Genomic DNA, 15717 nt, shown 5'->3' with positions numbered 1-15717 from the left:
ATAAATCTGTCAAAACCTCATGTAGTGGCCTTTTCACCGGAATTTAAACCGGAAAGCGGGGCTGAAAGAGGGTTGGCAAGTAAAATTTTTTGGATAATAGTAAAAGTTGTTTTAATCTTGCGGTATATTCTGCCTGATTAAGTTCATTTTCCAATCTTCATCAGCAGTTCCTAAACTCAATCATTCCCTATCAAATTTAATAATCAAATTAAATTTATTTACTCAAAACAATTATTTGTAATTGGTGTATGTTGGTATGCAGTGGTACCCGCCTCACAACACTTCTAAAATTTGACAATACAGATGATGTACGACATCTTACAACTGAACGACATGCTCGTTCCTGAGCTGCTTGATATTGCAGAGAAACTTGACGTTCCCAACGCAAAAAAACTCAATAAACAGGACCTTATCTACAAAATTCTTGATAAACAAGCGGTATTAGCCTCAGAAGATAATCAAGCCAACGGAGACGAAAAGAAATCACGCAAACGCAAACCTGTTAAGAAAGACGAAGCAAATCACGGAGCCGAAGAAGCTCACGAAGAGAAACCTGCTGCAAAAAAAGCTGCGAAAAAAGTAACCGGCAAATCTAAAGATCAGGACGAAACCATCTCTGCTCCAGCATCTTCAGCAAAACCTAAAATCAAGGATTTTGAAATAGATCTGGATAGCATTCCTTCTCTTACATTCGATGACGATGATGATATCATCATCCCTTCATTTACTGAAGATGCAGAAGAAGAAGAAGAGGAAGAAGAAGAAGTGGTAGTGATTCCTCCGGTAGAAGAAGAAGGTGATGATGATTTTGTAATGCCAGACGACGTTCCTGTTGCTCCTGCTGCACAAAAAAATCGCTTCCCTGCCAGCAATAAAAAAGAACCTGCTTTCAATATAGAGTTTGATGGAATTATCGTAAGTGAAGGCGTTCTGGAAATGATGCCTGATGGTTATGGTTTCCTGCGCTCCTCTGATTATAACTATCTGAGCTCTCCTGATGATATTTATGTATCTCCTTCTCAAATCAAATTATTTGGTTTGAAAACCGGTGATACCGTTAAAGGATCTGTAAGACCTCCGAAAGAAGGTGAAAAATATTTCGCCTTACTGAAGGTTGAAACTATAAATAATAAATCGCCGGAAGAAGTTCGCGACCGCGTGCCTTTCGATTATCTGACTCCGCTCTTTCCATTCGAGAAATTACGTTTGACTACTACTGCAAACAACTATTCTACTCGTATCATGGATATGTTTACTCCTATCGGTAAAGGACAACGTGGTCTTATCGTTGCCCAACCTAAAGTAGGTAAAACCATGTTGCTGAAAGAAGTGGCCAACGCTATCGCATTAAACCATCCTGAAATTTATCTGATGGTAGTGCTGATCGATGAGCGTCCGGAAGAGGTAACCGATATGGAACGTAGCGTTAAAGCTGAAGTGATCGCTTCAACTTTCGACGAACCAGCTGAAAAACACGTAAAAGTTTCTGCCATCGCTTTACAAAAAGCTAAACGCCTGGTAGAATGCGGCCACGATGTTGTAATCCTTCTCGATTCCATCACCCGTCTGGCAAGAGCTCACAATACCGTTGCTCCTGCATCCGGTAAAGTATTGAGCGGTGGTGTGGAAGCTAACGCAATGCAAAAACCAAAACAATTCTTTGGTGCTGCCCGTAAAATAGAACATGGTGGATCTTTAACCATCCTGGCTACTGCACTGATCGATACCGGTTCAAAAATGGACGAGGTGATCTTCGAAGAATTTAAAGGTACCGGTAACATGGAGCTGCTGCTCGATCGTAAACTGGCTAACAAACGCATCTTCCCGGCTATCGATGTTTCTTCTTCATCTACCCGTAGAGATGATCTGTTGTTGGATAAGGATTCTCTGAAACGTATCCATATCCTGCGTAACCACTTAAGCGATATGAATACAGATGAAGCAATGCATTTTATGCTGCAACATATGCGCGGAACTAAAAACAACGAAGAGTTCCTGATCTCAATGAATGGTTAAAAAGTTGTTTCACTGCTAAACCTTGCAGGGAAACCTAAGATATATTCAATAAGATTTATTATTACAAGAAGAGCGAGGATCATTTCCCCGCTCTTCTTTTTTACATCTATAAACAAAAAAAGAGCGAAGAAATTATCTTCGCTCTTTTATACATTCGATTCGATCTTATAACTTTCTATTCAATCTCAATACTCTCGTCTCGATCTTAAAATTTTCGCTTATAATACTCGCGTTAATCATCAAATTTCAGATACAATCCTTTTCGTCTTAATACCAGTCTTTGCGCCTTTGCGAGAATCAAACGAACTAGAATATCCAGTTAACACCCAGTTGGAATTCTTTCGGGAAATCGAAAGAGAAGTGGTTGTTATTGGTTTTAACACCAGTTGCTTCTGCTTTCTCTTGCAGGTAAGTGTAGTTCAGACCACCGAAAGCACCTTCTAACATGAAGTGTTTGCTTACGAAATAAGTGATACCAGGTAATACTCTAACGCTAGCACCATTGTATGTAGTGGTTTTAGTACCATCAACTTTCTTATTACCGAAGTTGTAACCTGCATTTGCTTCAGCGAAGAATGCAAATTTACTTTGACCTAACATATGGTAATTACGTGCAAAAATACCTGGAGTAATGTAAGAAGACTTGCTTTTCAGACCTGCTTCATTCTTGTTAGAATTAAATTCAGTTCTTGCGAAAACACCAATAACCCAGTTTGGATTCAGTGCAACTCCTACTTTAGGGCTAATTCCGAAAGTAGTGCTGGTGTTTTTGCTGTCAGCATCTTTCACTTTTTTGGAATCAGTTGAAACATTCAGATTTCCACCCAGAATAACATCTCCTTTCGAAAACTGTGCCTTTGCTACTTGTGTGCCGAACAGTGCTACTGCGGCCATTACAATCAACTTTTTCATCTGTCGTTAATTTTAATTTATTCGTTAAACAATTCCTGTGTCCTTGATTCTTCTACATACATGCTATTGGTCCGATTCGTTGATTTATGGTCGATATCTTAATCCGTTAAAGAAGATGGTTAATACGTGCCGCTCCCTATCCATAAAGCATTTCAATGCCTTACGGTCGTGAGGATCAAAACCTGCTGCCTGCCATTTACACCAAATTACCCACAAGCCAAATAATACATTCACTAACAATTGTGCTGTTAAAGCCGTATCCGTAGCCGGATTCAACTCTCCCGTCCTAATGCCTTTTGTAATAGTGGCACTAAGAAATGCAGTCTCTACTTGCTGTAATAATTCAATGGTCTGGCGCATCAAACTGGATGGAACATCTTTTATCCATTCATTTACTCCAAATAAGAAGTGATACTCCAGTAGCATAGTTTCTTTCAGGTCGAGATAGCGGTCAATTATCTGCGAAATCTCACATGCTTGCTCAACATATGCCGACATATCTATAAAGCAATCTGCAATCATTCGCTCTACCACCGCAACGTATATACTCTCCTTGTCCGAAAAATAATAATACAAAGAACCTTTTGAGATCTCCAGATCTCTGGCTATTTCCTCCATGGTAGTTTTGGATAGGCCGTACCGCTTGAAGCGCTTCAGTGCCGCTTCCAGTATTAATGTACGTTTCTGGTCCAATTCAGCCATAGAGATAGTTGGCAAACCAAATCTGACGATTTGACTTTTTTGTTTTGCGAGTCAAATGTACGACCAAAAGTCATTTAACAAAATTTTTTTGTTAAGAAATTGTTACCTATCCTTAGCGCGAAGAAATAAAAAAGGGAATTCTTATCGATTGATAAAAAAACTACTCATTCAATTTAAATGAATCAAAATATTCGGAGTATAAATATCGAAATTGTGAAATTGCTCTTATCGTTGTCCTAACTTTTGCAACAAATCTTTTTGCCTTCTTTCTGTAATATCCAATAAATGTCCACTGTTCATCAATATCTTACTATTATTACTATCGATCTGCTGAATACTGCTCAACTGAATCATCTGAGTATTGTTGATCTGGTAGAAATGTAACGGGATAAATAATTCTGCGTAATATCTGAAAGGTTGAACAGAAGTGATTGTCGGCTTATTTTTTAATCCAAATAATGTATGTTCATTTACAGATTCCAGCCAGGATATATCATCAATATTAATTGTACTGAATTGTCCATTAATATCCATCAACAACATTTTCCAATCGGAGGACGATTGGTTATTATAATTTTCTAGTAGTATCTCGTATCTGGGAGCAATATTATTAGATGTAATCCTTTCAGTTATTAAGTTTACTGCCTGTAATAAACCCTCTTTATCTATAGGTTTCAAAATTAATTCTACATCGCTAAACCTAATAATGTGAATAAATTTCTTTTCAAAAGCAGTTACAAATACAGCCTCAAAATGCAGATGGGGAAGGGTACCTGCTAATACATCAAACCCTGTTCCATCAGGCATTTCAAGATCTAAGAACACCAATGATGGATGATGCTCCATTATTTTGCTTATACCATCCGCACAGTCGCCAGCCATGGCAACGATTTTAATATCCGGACAATATCTCTCCAGCATCAGCGCTATTATATCCCTGCTGTTTCTCTCATCGTCTATAATAATTGCCTTTATCATAATATTTATGACTAATCGATCTTATAACTGTGGAATGAAAATTTTTACTATTGTACCGCTGTTTGATTCGTCTTCAAGTGATTTGTCTATAATTTCGATCTGAATATCGGTCCGGTACATTTTGTTTAATAACTCTGCACGATTTTGGCTGATCTCCATACCCGACGACTGATGATGTTTGGGCAATGTGCGTAACGCTTTTGAGCGGGCTATCCCAATCCCATTGTCTGCTATTACACATTCCAGCATATCAGGCGCTATCTGATTAAAGAAAATTTTGAGTTGCCCGGTTGGCTGTTTAGGGTTCGTCATGCCATGTTTTACAGCATTTTCAACATATGGCTGCAACAGCATTGCAGGGATTTCCAGTTCAGCAGTTGCAATCTCCGGATCTACTACTATTTCATATTCCATCCGGTTTTCAAATCTCATCTTTTCAAGACCAAGATAAGTATTTAGATACGTGATTTCATCAGATAGTGAAATAAAATTCCGCCTCGAAAAATCAAGTGTTTTCCTAATCAGATAGGAGAAGTCCGACAAATATTTCTGGGCATATTCATAGTCGCGCTGCATTACAAACAATTGAATAGAATTCAGGCAGTTAAAGATAAAATGGGGATTAATCTGCGCCCTGATAGCTTTTAACTCTATTTCGGTTAGCTTCTTATCATATTCTGTTTCCAACTGAATTTTTCGTTGTTCTTCCAGTTCCTGTTTTTTGCGAAGAATTTCTGTTGTCTGCTCTTTCACCAGTTCTTCCAGCTGCTCGTTTAGCTTACGTTGTAATTCCTTATTCTTATTAAGTTGTTTGATCAGTAATTCCTGTGTTCTGGTTCTTTCGAGATGCACCAGTTTATTCCTGTAGCTTAATCCTGCAAGAAAAAACATTGCCTGTAATAATACTCCGCCCATCAAAAGCATAGTTGGCGCCGTTAGCTCTCCCAACGCTCCCAACAATCCCATGGGCTTTACCTGAAGCAGAAAAGATCCCAGGCAGGCTAAATACAGACATGCCGATCCGTAAAGGAAAAACCTGACAAGCGGGTGATGTCTGGATCGCCTTGCCAATGCTATAAAAACCGCCAATAATGGTGCTAACGTTAAGAAGTATACGTAGCCATATATTATTGTAGGCATGTGAAATTTTTCGGCCGAAATACATACCATGCACAATACTATCAATCCACCGACCACTGCTGCTACCCAGGTAAATACTTTTTCCATGAATGGATACCTTTCTTTCAGGTTCAGGAAGGTATTTCCAAACAACAGATACATGAGATAGAAGCAAAACAGTAATCCCGGTACATCCCAGTAATACTTTAACATTGGCCATTTATGGAAAAATGAAAGCTGGAATGGCTTGCTTTCCAGCCGCAATGCGAAAAATAATATAAGGCCCAGAATATAAGCTGCGAAGTAAACGTATGATTTATCCGGAAGTTGAATATAGTTGATGATGGAAATGCTGAAGAAAACCAGCAACATACCTAACAGCACATGAATTATCACGGCTTCCTTGCGGAAGCTGTCTAACTGCACATCATGGAAGCTGCCATAGGTTTCTTCATTATAAAGTATTGGTACTAAGGGGTTTTCGTTGTATGATTTGTTGATGATATGAAGGTAGTATGTGATAGTTTGACTGGCTGGAACCTGGATATGAAAAGCATAATGATTCCATCTCTCAACACCTCCGTTATCCAGCATCAGTCCGGTAGCGGAGAGTTGCTGAACAGGTTGACCAGGCAGTTGAAAGAACCAGTACATATAGTCGTGCCACCCTGCAAAGAATCGGTAGGAAACATCCTGTTTACTGGTATTTTTCACAATAAGTCTTAGCCAGCAATCATTCACCTGTCCATTGTTTTGAGGAGAGTCATGAAAAATCTCAGGTTGGTATTGAAAGACTTCCGGAGGTAAATCATTATTGGATTCAGAGACTGATACAGTCACATAGGGGCGCATGTCCATTTTTGCTACGGCAAAAGTGGAATCAGTAGTAAGGGTGTCAATCGGGGTAAGATTAACGTTGGCAAAGGCTCCTGCAGTATAAAAAAACAACAGCAGCATTATAACAATGCGCTTCACAAAGGGTTTAATATGTTTAGTTATAACAATTGGTCGATGGCTTTGGCCATTTCCCTGTCTTTATTTGTAATAACATTTCCTGCATCGTGTGTACTTAATGAAATTTCAACTTTGTTATAAACATTTCTCCAGTCTGGGTGATGGTCCAGTTTTTCTGCCAGGAGCGCTACTTTAGTCATAAAGGCGAATGCTTCAGCAAAGTTTTTAAATTCAAATGCTCTGTAGAGCTGTTGATTTGTTTCTTTCCACATAAGCTGAAATATCAGGAATGTTAGTGAATCGGGGGTTTTTCATCAATTTGGTCAAAACTACTGTCCTATATTAATCTCAGAAAATAAGGTTCATCTTATTCTTAATCTCCTTTATATCTAGTAAAGATACTAATTGTACCAGCGGAACGAGTCTTAATTCGTCTAATAATTTTTTTACATCGGATTGTTGATAGTAATCTCCTTTGATCATCCAGAGAAACTGAACTTGTTTTAGCTCTGGCAGGAGGTATTCGGCCTGGCAATGATTATTGAAGAAATAGTGAGCTACAGAGTTTGTAGGTTCATGAAATTCGTATATCGGAAAATGATATGATCTGTTTTTTTTGGCAAGGGTAATTTCTATCGAATTATTGATTCGAAAGGCGGTATGAAGTTGTCGGTTGATGTGCCAGCATACCTGGTAATCGTTGGAAGTGGAGGCTATTCCGAGCAGATGGGTATTGTCGAAGAAGTCTTCCACCAGTTGATCATTATCCAGTTTTAGTTTTAGTACACTCATGATTACTGGAGTTTGGATTTAAAGCTTCCTGGTTTTCTTTTTGGGGGTAGGGGAGGCAGGGTTCCAGAAGTGATTTTTGAAATCGACTATTTTATTATTTGAGACTTCTACTCCTTCCTGTTCCAATAATTCCTGCATTAGCGTAGGTGTAGCAAAGTGGCTGCTACCGCTTAATTCACCTTTACTATTTACTACCCTGTGAGCCGGAACGGGAGGTTGGGCATTGCCTGCAGCAGCCATTGCCCAACCCACCATACGACCGGTTATTTTTAATCCGGATGCCTCGGCAATTGCTCCATAGGAAGTAACACGACCTTTAGGAATTTTGCGGGCAATCTGGTATACTGTTAAAAAGAAAGAAGCTGGTTTATCGGTTTTCTCCTCCCTGATTTCTTTGTTTAAGGAGGGCAGACCTTTTTGGTTCGGGTACTTTTTCATAATTAAATGGACAGTGTTTACAGCCATTGCCGCAGCAATGACCCCGTTCCAGATGAAATTTTTCTGTAAAAACCATATAGCCTTGCTCGTTATAGTAAAAATCAATATTCTCCACTAATGGCTTCCTCATCAGACGGCAATTTGATGCTTCTCCAATCGAGAGGCGTTGATGGTAATTGAAATTTAAGGTAACGAATAATTCTGCCATCTTCCAGGTGCATACCTTCATAATAGGTCTGAATCTTTAAGACAGGGGGAATTTCTGATAATGCATATATATTATCTATATCAGTAATTAAAGTGCTTCCTGTTGCGGCAATTACAGCTTTGGTAAAAGCATAAAGCTCCGGGCTATCTGTTTTCAGGTTAATTGTAGCGCCTGGTGCAAGCAGGGGCTGGTATAGCTGTAGAAATTTAGGATGTGTCAGCCTTTTTTTCGATTTAGACTGACGTAAGAATGGATCGGGAAAGGTGATCCAGATATCTTTGATTTCTCCTTTAGCGAAATAGTTATCTAACTTGTCTATTTGCGTACGCAGAAAGCCAACATTTGGAAGAGGTTCTGCAATGGCGGTTTTTGCGCCTCTCCAAATCCGATTACCCTTTAAGTCTACCCCGATAAAATTCTGGTCAGGATTTGTTCTGGCTAATCCGAGCGTATAATCTCCTTTACCACATGCCAGTTCTAAGGTAATAGGGTGATTATTTTTAAAGAATTCATGCCATTTGCCAGGCATGCCTTCCGGGTATATTAATACATTAGGGAAGGTTTCAATTTCTGCGAAGCGTTGTAATTTTTTTTGTCCCATTGGGGCAAAAGTAGTTTGATTTTTTGAATGCTATGCCCTACGATTGTAGAGCAAGGTTGGGAAGGGGCTAAAATAAAAAGAGCCCAAGGGCATGAAAGCCTATGAGCGCTTTAAACCAATTTGCTGTAGGAGGAGGAGTCGAACCTCCACGGGGCAGTTAGCTATAGCACAAGTAAGATTAGTGGTCAACCCAATTATACTATGTTTATCCTGTGATCCCCACCCCCGAGACAAGAGGGCATGTCTGCCAATTTCATCATCCCACAATATTTATCATTATCTTTTTGCTACTGCTTTTCACTAGCTTTTTTGTAATGATTATGATGCAAATCTAAAGAGAGCCACTCTTTTTTGCAAATTTTTTAAGAAGAATTTTGGAATTTTCGATATTTTTTAAATATTTGCATGTAAGTTTAAAACATTCAAAAACAAATTGTAAAAATGAGCCACAATTTGAATATTGACAAACTCGACCTACAGATTATCAGTGAGATGATGTCTAATGCTGAAATCTCTTACGCTGATTTGGGGAAGAAGTTATTCGTATCCGGCGGTACTATCCACGTAAGAATGAAGAAATTACAAGAACTGGGTGTAGTTAAAGGTACTAAATTACATGTAGATTTAAAAATGATTGGTTATGATGTAATCGCATTTATTGGTATTTACCTGGAAAAAAGTTCGATGTATGATACTGTGGCCAAAGAGCTGAGGAAGATTCCGGAAATGGTGCGACTGAATTATACAACCGGCAGTTACAGCATGTTTGCGGAGATCATTTGTAAAGATATTACCCAACTTCGACGCATTCTCCACGATGAGCTTCAAAAAATAAAAGGAATTGAAAGAACTGAAACCCTGATTTCACTGGAAGAAAGCTTTTATCGAACAATTAACGTAGTAGAGTAATTAATAAAAGAATGATTCAGCGCTGTCGCTGTTCCATTCTTAATTATTAATTTCTACTATGGTTACAGCAGAAATTGCCGAAAAAATCAAACGGCTGGAAGAAAAGTATGCCGCCATGGGGCAGGATTTGTCGTCCTATCTGGATGGTTTACTCTATGCGGACTACCTGACGTATTGGGACTATATACAACTAGATGTGTTGCTTAATCTGCAACACCCCCGCACGCCGATTCCGGATGAAAATATTTTCATAATCTATCACCAGATTACGGAACTGTACTTTAAGCTATCCTTGCAGGCTATCGAACAGATATGCCAGGCTCCTGTACTGACAGCAGAATTATTCACAACGCAGCTTAAACGTATCAATAGCTATTTCCGTAACCTGATTCATTCATTTGAGATTATGGTCGATGGAATGGATAAGGAACAATTCCTTCAATTCCGGATGGCCCTATTGCCTGCTAGTGGGTTTCAAAGCGGGCAATTCAGAATGATAGAGATCTGCTCAACAAAATTGAGCAATCTGGTATATGAATCTATTCGCCCCAAAATGATAAATGCCCCATTGAATGAAGTCCTTGACAACATTTACTGGAGAAGTGGAGCAACCGAATTGGCTACTGGCAAGAAAACGCTCACTTTACGACAATTTGAGAAAAAGTATATGGATACCTTCCTTCAACTGGCTACCCGTTACGAAAACTGTAACATACAAGCCCGTTATAAGGTACTTCCGCCAGGAGAGCAACAGTCGGTTATCCCTTTGTTGAAGGAGTATGATCAGAACATAAATGTTCGTTGGCCCCTTATGCACTATAAATCGGCTGTCCGATACCTGCATAAAAAGCCGGAAGATATTGCTGCTACCGGGGGAACCAACTGGCAACAATATCTGCCTCCTAAAAATAAACGGATTGTATTTTTCCCTGAATTATGGACTAACGAAGAACTTAATAACTGGGGAAGAACCGCTATGGGCGAATAACCTAAATAGTTTGAGTAGTAAATCTCTTAATAAAATAAGTCAGTAACGGCACATTCACTTTCTCCAATGGATGTGCTGTATCCGGCAATACAGTGAATTGTGCCAAGGGTAGAGATTTGTAGACTTCTATTGTTTCCTGAAAGGATACCATTCCGTCTCTGTCTCCCATCATCAATAAACATGGAGAAACGATCTGAGTATAGTCGGATTGGTTTAATATATTTTTATGACCTAATTCTTCTATAAGCCCCGCTGTTTTGGTCACCACTTCCTTCCAGTCATGGGCGGAATGCCTTTCCTTCAGAGCCTTTGCAAATACTGGTACTTTTTCCTGGATAATGTCGGGATTCAGTTGCTTAACCTCTTTGCCGGCAGTGGCTTCATTCCAGTTATATTTCGTAGCTAAGGTTATTACCTTGCCTATTTTTTCGGGATAATGACGGGCCAGATACATTGCCACATAACCACCCATGCTATAGCCAAAAATATGTATATAGTCGATCTGATGGGTTTCCAGATAAGATAAAACCTCGCCAGCGAAAGTTTGAATGCTAAATCCTTGCTCTGATGCAGGAACCTCACCATGCCCGCTGAAAGTGATCAGATGAATATCATAATGTTCCGATAAAGGGCCGGTTAAATGTTGGAATTGTGAAGCAGCACCCAGAGCGCCATGCAGAAAGAGTAGGGGAAGTTTATTCGTTTGCATTTTCTAAATCTAGGATTTTTATAGGAGCTGTAAAAATGATTTCATTTTTGATTGATTTCAACTTTCTATAAATTTAAGAATACTTTATATTGGGGTAATGTAGTGTCGTTGTGCAAAAGGCATTTTTTTACTATGTTTGCATAGATGTTGCCGATACATTTTCTTCACTTTTAAGATGTCCCATCATCAAATCATTTTTTAATTAATAGTAATGGAATATAATACCACCCGTAACCACTTGATAATGAAGGAGTATGGCAGGAATATCCAGAAAATGGTGGAATACCTGGTAACCATAGAAGATGCAGATGAACGCCAGCGTAATGCAATGGCTGTGATAGAGCTCATGGGTACACTGAATCCTCACTTACGTAACGTAGAGGACTTCAGACACAAATTATGGGACCATATCTTTAATATTTCCAATTTTGAACTGGATGTAGAATCCCCATATCCAAAGCCAACACTAGAAAAATTAAGAGCAAAACCAGATAGATTACCTTACCCTAAAAAATACCCAAAAAACAGGCACTTTGGTAAAAATCTGGAATTGATAATTAATAAAGCCACTCAGGAAGAAAATCCGGATAAAAAAGAAGGATTCGTTCAAACCGTTGCTAATTACATGAAATTGGCATATACCAACTGGCATAAAGAGAGTGTTCATGATGATGCTATCAGAGCAGAATTATTAGCTATTTCTGAAAATCAGTTAGATTATCAACCGGGCAGTTCTTCCTCTGTTTCCTCTGCAAGTAATTTTGGCAGCAATACCAACGCAGGTGGTGACCAGTTCCGCTCCAACAAACGCAAAAACTTCCAGCAAAATAAATTCAAAGGCGGTAGTAACAGCAACAAGAATAATAACAATAAGCACAATAATAAATACAAAAACAGGAACAAGTGAGTAGCGCTTTTGAAGTTAGAGGCGGCAACCGCTTAAAGGGAGAAATTATACCCCAAGGTGCCAAAAACGAGGCTTTACAAATCATCAGTGCCGTGATGCTAACACCTGAAAAGGTTACCATCACCAATATTCCCGACATAGTAGATGTAAATCTATTAATAGAGCTGTTAGGCGATGCAGGAGTAAAAATTAACCGTATCAGTAGAGATACCTGTGAATTTCAGTCAGATGCTATTGACCTGAAATACCTGGAAAGCCCGGAGTTTAAAAAGAAATCCGGCCGTTTAAGAGGTGCTGTTATGATAGCTGGTCCTTTACTGGCCAGATTCGGAAAAGCGTTTGTTCCTAAACCCGGTGGCGATAAAATTGGCCGCCGACGCCTGGATACTCATATAATCGGATTCGAAAAATTAGGCGCTCGCTTCGTATATGATGCAGATGATAACTATTTCAGACTGGAAGCCACTGAAGGACTGAAAGGTACTTATATGCTGCTGGATGAACCTAGCGTTACCGGTACTGCCAACATTGTAATGGCAGCTGTAATGGCACAAGGTACTACCACCATATATAATGCAGCCTGCGAACCATACTTACAGCAATTATGTAAAATGCTGAACAGAATGGGCGCTAAAATTTCCGGAATAGGTTCTAACCTCCTCACGATAGAAGGAGTTAAATACCTGGGAGGATGCGAGCATAGTATGTTGCCCGATATGATCGAAATAGGCTCTTTTATTGGTCTTGCTGCTATGACGCAAAGTGAGATTACCATTAAAAACGCCGGTATCGAACATCTGGGTATCATCCCTGAAAAGTTCCGCCAGCTGGGTATTCAGCTCGAAATCAGAGGTAACGATATTTACATTCCTTCTCAGGATATCTACGAGATTCAAACATTTCTCGATGGCTCTATCCTTACCATCTACGACAATCCATGGCCTGGCTTTACGCCCGACCTGCTGAGCATTGTACTGGTGGTGGCTACTCAGGCAAGAGGAAGTGTAATGATACATCAGAAGATGTTTGAAAGCCGCTTGTTCTTTGTGGATAAGCTGATAGATATGGGAGCACAGATCGTATTGTGCGACCCGCATCGTGCAGTTGTGATAGGCCTGGGCCGTCAACATCCGCTACGTGGTATTACCATGTCTTCTCCTGATATCAGAGCCGGTGTATCCTTGTTGATTGCTGCACTCAGCGCAGAAGGCAAAAGCACCATTCAAAATATTGATCAGATAGATAGAGGCTACCAGTATATTGATGAGAGATTGAGAAAACTGGGAGCAGATATAAAGAGAATATAGGTTTAACTTTATAATAAGTCAACAGAGCCCAAATTCCGGCAGAACTTTTTACCGGATTTTGGGTTTTGCATTTGAAGAGATTGGCTATTCGAGAATAATCATAATGGAAAAGAAAATCATCATTATTACAGCGCCATCGGGAGCTGGAAAGACCACCATCGTAAAGAAGTTGTTGGCAACTATGCCGGTACTGGCATTTTCAATTTCTGCAAGTACCAGGGTTCCAAGAGCTAATGAAGTACATGGAAAAGATTATTATTTTATGTCGGCCGACGAATTTCATGCACAGATCGACCAGGATGCCTTTGCGGAGTATGAAATGGTGTATGCCGGAAAATATTATGGTACTCTCAAAAGTGAATTGGCAAGGATTTGGGATAATGAACAAATTCCGATGGTAGATATTGATGTAAAAGGAGCTTTATCTATTAAAGAGAAATATCACGATAAAGCACTTACTATTTTCATACAGCCACCATCGTTAGATGCACTGAGAGACAGACTCAGTGAAAGAGGAACAGAAACACAGGCATCGTTAGACGAACGACTGGCAAAAGCACGATACGAGCTGTCTTTTGCGCATGAGTTCGATAAAATTGTAGTAAACGACCAACTGGAAAAGGCCTACGAAGAAGTGAAAAAACTGGTTTCAGATTTTTTGAAGATCAGTTAACAGGCTGATTGTTGGTTTTCCTAATTCGTTATTTTTGTTAGGATGGACGGATATACTTTTATTATTCTGGTTTTCCTGGTTTTATTAGCTGGCTTCTTTGTTGGTATTGAAGCTGCATTCTCCAATGTGAATAAACTGAGCATTGAGTTAAAGAAGAAACAAGGAAGAACCACCGGCAAAATATTGGCCGGCCTTATGGAACACCCTAGTAGGTTTATTGCCACCAGCGTTGTGGGCTTCACTATTACCGTGGTTATTTACGGGATAATGGTTGCAGGAGTGTTTCAACCTGTCTGGGATAAATATATGGGCCAGTCAGAAGCCGCAGGTATTCAGCCTGTTGTTATTTTCCTTGAGGTTTTGCTGGCTTCCCTGGTATTGATGTTCCTGGGCTTTTTTATTCCCAGAGCTATCTTCAGATCCAGGCCAGAGACCCTGCTTAGTTTTTTTGCCCTGCCAATTTCATTGGTAGCAAAACCGCTGTATGTTATAGGAAATGTTTTGGCAGCCATTTCTCAGTGGATGCTTAAATATCTTTTTAATGTAAGACTGTTGGAAAGCGGAGAATCCTTTATCAGAGTTGATGTTGAGCATTTTATCCGTCAGTCACAGCAGCATTTGGGTGAAAATAACCAGGAACTGAACACTGAGCTTTTCGAAAATGCATTATCGCTGGCTCATGTTAAAATTCGTGGTTGCCTGATTCCAAGAAAGGAAATCGAGGCATTAGAAATTGGACGACCTATTTCCGATGCCAGGAAGAAGTTTATGGAAACCAAGCTTTCCAAGATTATTATTTATGAAGGCTCAATAGATAATATTCTGGGCTATATCCATCAATTGGATATGTTTAGGGCACCAGGAGATATAAATACTATTATTCATCCGATTCTGGCGGTGCCGGAGACGATGAGCGCTATAGATCTGCTGAGTAAATTCAATAAAGAACGTAAAAGTATAGCCTGGGTAGTCGACGAATTTGGCGGAACTGCGGGTATAGTGACTATAGAAGACGTGCTTGAAGAAATCTTTGGAGAAATCAAAGATGAACATGATGAAGAAGAATTTGTGGAGAAGCAGATAGCGGAGAAAGAATATATTTTTTCAGGAAGATTGGAACTAGATTACTTGAACGAAAAATATGGGTTGGATTTTCCGGAAGATGAAAGCGAGACGTTATCAGGATATATTATTAATCATCATGAAATGATTCCCAAGATTAAGGAAAGAATCATTATTGATGACTATGAGTTTGATATTCTTAACGTTACGGATACTCGTATTGAAATGGTGAAGGTGAAAATGTTGTCGTAGTTCTGGAAAAAATTATCGTATTTATCAGATTATAATATGATATGATTTTTTCTATAATATTTGTATTAACGAGATAATAACAATCTAAAAGAAACGTTTTTTTAAAAAAGTAGTAGGAATTTAACACGGATTGTATACATTTGCTGTAGATGATGTAACACAATGATTTGATTTTTGTTAAAAGGTTGTA

Annotated in this window: 17 protein-coding genes; 7 read left to right on the top strand and 10 right to left on the bottom strand. The window is 39.2% G+C overall.

Features of this window, described 5'->3' with window-relative positions:
- The first annotated feature begins 306 nt into the window (after positions 1-306).
- Entirely contained in the window at positions 307-2016 is a 1710-nt protein-coding gene (gene rho, locus DVR12_RS09105; RefSeq protein ID WP_116975417.1) for a transcription termination factor Rho, read from the top strand.
- A 306-nt stretch (positions 2017-2322) separates the two neighbouring features.
- Here the strand turns inward: rho and DVR12_RS09100 are convergent, their stop codons facing one another.
- From DVR12_RS09100 to trmB, 9 genes are all read right to left on the bottom strand, one after another.
- Positions 2323-2928: a DUF6850 family outer membrane beta-barrel protein gene (locus tag DVR12_RS09100; RefSeq protein WP_116975353.1), complete on the bottom strand. Its 606-nt coding sequence runs from the start codon at positions 2926-2928 to the stop codon at positions 2323-2325.
- An 84-nt stretch (positions 2929-3012) separates the two neighbouring features.
- Positions 3013-3630, bottom strand: coding sequence for a TetR/AcrR family transcriptional regulator (locus DVR12_RS09095; protein ID WP_116975352.1), 618 nt, complete (start codon positions 3628-3630; stop codon positions 3013-3015).
- Positions 3631-3855: 225 nt separating this feature from the next.
- Positions 3856-4608, bottom strand: a complete 753-nt coding sequence (locus DVR12_RS09090; protein ID WP_116975351.1) for a LytR/AlgR family response regulator transcription factor — start codon at positions 4606-4608, stop codon at positions 3856-3858.
- 21 nt (positions 4609-4629) lie between these two features.
- Positions 4630-6702 carry a histidine kinase gene (locus DVR12_RS09085; RefSeq protein ID WP_147323436.1) on the bottom strand — a complete coding sequence of 691 codons (2073 nt, stop codon included), beginning with the start codon at positions 6700-6702 and terminating at the stop codon, positions 4630-4632.
- Between the two features lie 20 nt (positions 6703-6722).
- Positions 6723-6953, bottom strand: a complete 231-nt coding sequence (locus DVR12_RS09080) for a 4a-hydroxytetrahydrobiopterin dehydratase (protein WP_116975349.1) — start codon at positions 6951-6953, stop codon at positions 6723-6725.
- A gap of 76 nt (positions 6954-7029) precedes the next feature.
- A complete protein-coding gene (locus tag DVR12_RS09075; protein ID WP_116975348.1) occupies positions 7030-7473 on the bottom strand; it encodes an IPExxxVDY family protein in 444 nt (147 codons plus the stop codon).
- An 18-nt stretch (positions 7474-7491) separates the two neighbouring features.
- Entirely contained in the window at positions 7492-7911 is a 420-nt protein-coding gene (locus DVR12_RS09070) for an MGMT family protein (protein ID WP_116975347.1), read from the bottom strand.
- Positions 7841-7987 (bottom strand): DUF5522 domain-containing protein, encoded by a 147-nt coding sequence (locus DVR12_RS09065; RefSeq protein WP_233522231.1) that lies wholly within the window; start codon positions 7985-7987, stop codon positions 7841-7843. The genes DVR12_RS09070 and DVR12_RS09065 overlap by 71 nt, the downstream gene beginning before the upstream one ends.
- Positions 7988-8012: 25 nt before the next feature.
- A complete protein-coding gene (gene trmB / locus DVR12_RS09060; RefSeq protein WP_116975345.1) occupies positions 8013-8720 on the bottom strand; it encodes a tRNA (guanosine(46)-N7)-methyltransferase TrmB in 708 nt (235 codons plus the stop codon).
- A gap of 441 nt (positions 8721-9161) precedes the next feature.
- Here trmB and DVR12_RS09055 point away from each other — a divergent pair, with 441 nt between their 5' ends.
- Together DVR12_RS09055 and DVR12_RS09050 are read left to right on the top strand one after the other, a co-directional pair.
- The gene (locus tag DVR12_RS09055; protein ID WP_079471223.1) at positions 9162-9629 is read left to right on the top strand and encodes an Lrp/AsnC ligand binding domain-containing protein; all 468 of its coding nucleotides are present in this window, start codon (positions 9162-9164) and stop codon (positions 9627-9629) included.
- Positions 9630-9687: 58 nt separating this feature from the next.
- Positions 9688-10617, top strand: coding sequence for a tryptophan 2,3-dioxygenase family protein (locus DVR12_RS09050; RefSeq protein ID WP_116975344.1), 930 nt, complete (start codon positions 9688-9690; stop codon positions 10615-10617).
- Between the two features lies 1 nt (position 10618).
- Here the strand turns inward: DVR12_RS09050 and DVR12_RS09045 are convergent, their stop codons facing one another.
- Positions 10619-11326 (bottom strand): alpha/beta fold hydrolase, encoded by a 708-nt coding sequence (locus DVR12_RS09045; protein ID WP_116975343.1) that lies wholly within the window; start codon positions 11324-11326, stop codon positions 10619-10621.
- Positions 11327-11537: 211 nt separating this feature from the next.
- Between DVR12_RS09045 and DVR12_RS09040 the strand changes: the two genes are divergently transcribed.
- The 4 genes from DVR12_RS09040 (at position 11538) to DVR12_RS09025 (ending at position 15527) form a co-directional block, all read left to right on the top strand.
- Entirely contained in the window at positions 11538-12233 is a 696-nt protein-coding gene (locus DVR12_RS09040) for a DUF4290 domain-containing protein (RefSeq protein ID WP_116975342.1), read from the top strand.
- Positions 12230-13540 carry a UDP-N-acetylglucosamine 1-carboxyvinyltransferase gene (murA, locus tag DVR12_RS09035; RefSeq protein WP_116975341.1) on the top strand — a complete coding sequence of 437 codons (1311 nt, stop codon included), beginning with the start codon at positions 12230-12232 and terminating at the stop codon, positions 13538-13540. Before DVR12_RS09040 ends, murA begins: the two co-directional genes overlap by 4 nt.
- A 103-nt stretch (positions 13541-13643) precedes the next feature.
- Complete coding sequence (gene gmk, locus DVR12_RS09030) at positions 13644-14213, top strand: guanylate kinase (protein WP_116975416.1); 570 nt, start codon at positions 13644-13646, stop codon at positions 14211-14213.
- Between the two features lie 42 nt (positions 14214-14255).
- Positions 14256-15527 carry a hemolysin family protein gene (locus DVR12_RS09025; RefSeq protein WP_116975340.1) on the top strand — a complete coding sequence of 424 codons (1272 nt, stop codon included), beginning with the start codon at positions 14256-14258 and terminating at the stop codon, positions 15525-15527.
- Positions 15528-15717: the final 190 nt, after the last annotated feature.

It is taken from the genome of Chitinophaga silvatica, assembly GCF_003419895.1.
Lineage (GTDB): Bacteria > Bacteroidota > Bacteroidia > Chitinophagales > Chitinophagaceae > Chitinophaga > Chitinophaga silvatica.
This window is presented reverse-complemented; position numbering and strand designations above follow the sequence as displayed.

What these genes read in the sequence shown, in the direction of transcription:
- rho (WP_116975417.1), top strand. Translation starts at nt 307, where the DNA reads ATGTACGACATCTTACAACTGAACGACATGCTCGTTCCTGAGCTGCTT.
- DVR12_RS09100 (WP_116975353.1), bottom strand. Translation starts at nt 2,928, where the DNA reads ATGAAAAAGTTGATTGTAATGGCCGCAGTAGCACTGTTCGGCACACAA.
- DVR12_RS09095 (WP_116975352.1), bottom strand. Translation starts at nt 3,630, where the DNA reads ATGGCTGAATTGGACCAGAAACGTACATTAATACTGGAAGCGGCACTG.
- DVR12_RS09090 (WP_116975351.1), bottom strand. Translation starts at nt 4,608, where the DNA reads ATGATAAAGGCAATTATTATAGACGATGAGAGAAACAGCAGGGATATA.
- DVR12_RS09080 (WP_116975349.1), bottom strand. Translation starts at nt 6,953, where the DNA reads ATGTGGAAAGAAACAAATCAACAGCTCTACAGAGCATTTGAATTTAAA.
- DVR12_RS09075 (WP_116975348.1), bottom strand. Translation starts at nt 7,473, where the DNA reads ATGAGTGTACTAAAACTAAAACTGGATAATGATCAACTGGTGGAAGAC.
- DVR12_RS09070 (WP_116975347.1), bottom strand. Translation starts at nt 7,911, where the DNA reads ATGAAAAAGTACCCGAACCAAAAAGGTCTGCCCTCCTTAAACAAAGAA.
- DVR12_RS09065 (WP_233522231.1), bottom strand. Translation starts at nt 7,987, where the DNA reads ATGGTTTTTACAGAAAAATTTCATCTGGAACGGGGTCATTGCTGCGGC.
- trmB (WP_116975345.1), bottom strand. Translation starts at nt 8,720, where the DNA reads ATGGGACAAAAAAAATTACAACGCTTCGCAGAAATTGAAACCTTCCCT.
- DVR12_RS09055 (WP_079471223.1), top strand. Translation starts at nt 9,162, where the DNA reads ATGAGCCACAATTTGAATATTGACAAACTCGACCTACAGATTATCAGT.
- DVR12_RS09050 (WP_116975344.1), top strand. Translation starts at nt 9,688, where the DNA reads ATGGTTACAGCAGAAATTGCCGAAAAAATCAAACGGCTGGAAGAAAAG.
- DVR12_RS09045 (WP_116975343.1), bottom strand. Translation starts at nt 11,326, where the DNA reads ATGCAAACGAATAAACTTCCCCTACTCTTTCTGCATGGCGCTCTGGGT.
- DVR12_RS09040 (WP_116975342.1), top strand. Translation starts at nt 11,538, where the DNA reads ATGGAATATAATACCACCCGTAACCACTTGATAATGAAGGAGTATGGC.
- gmk (WP_116975416.1), top strand. Translation starts at nt 13,644, where the DNA reads ATGGAAAAGAAAATCATCATTATTACAGCGCCATCGGGAGCTGGAAAG.
- DVR12_RS09025 (WP_116975340.1), top strand. Translation starts at nt 14,256, where the DNA reads ATGGACGGATATACTTTTATTATTCTGGTTTTCCTGGTTTTATTAGCT.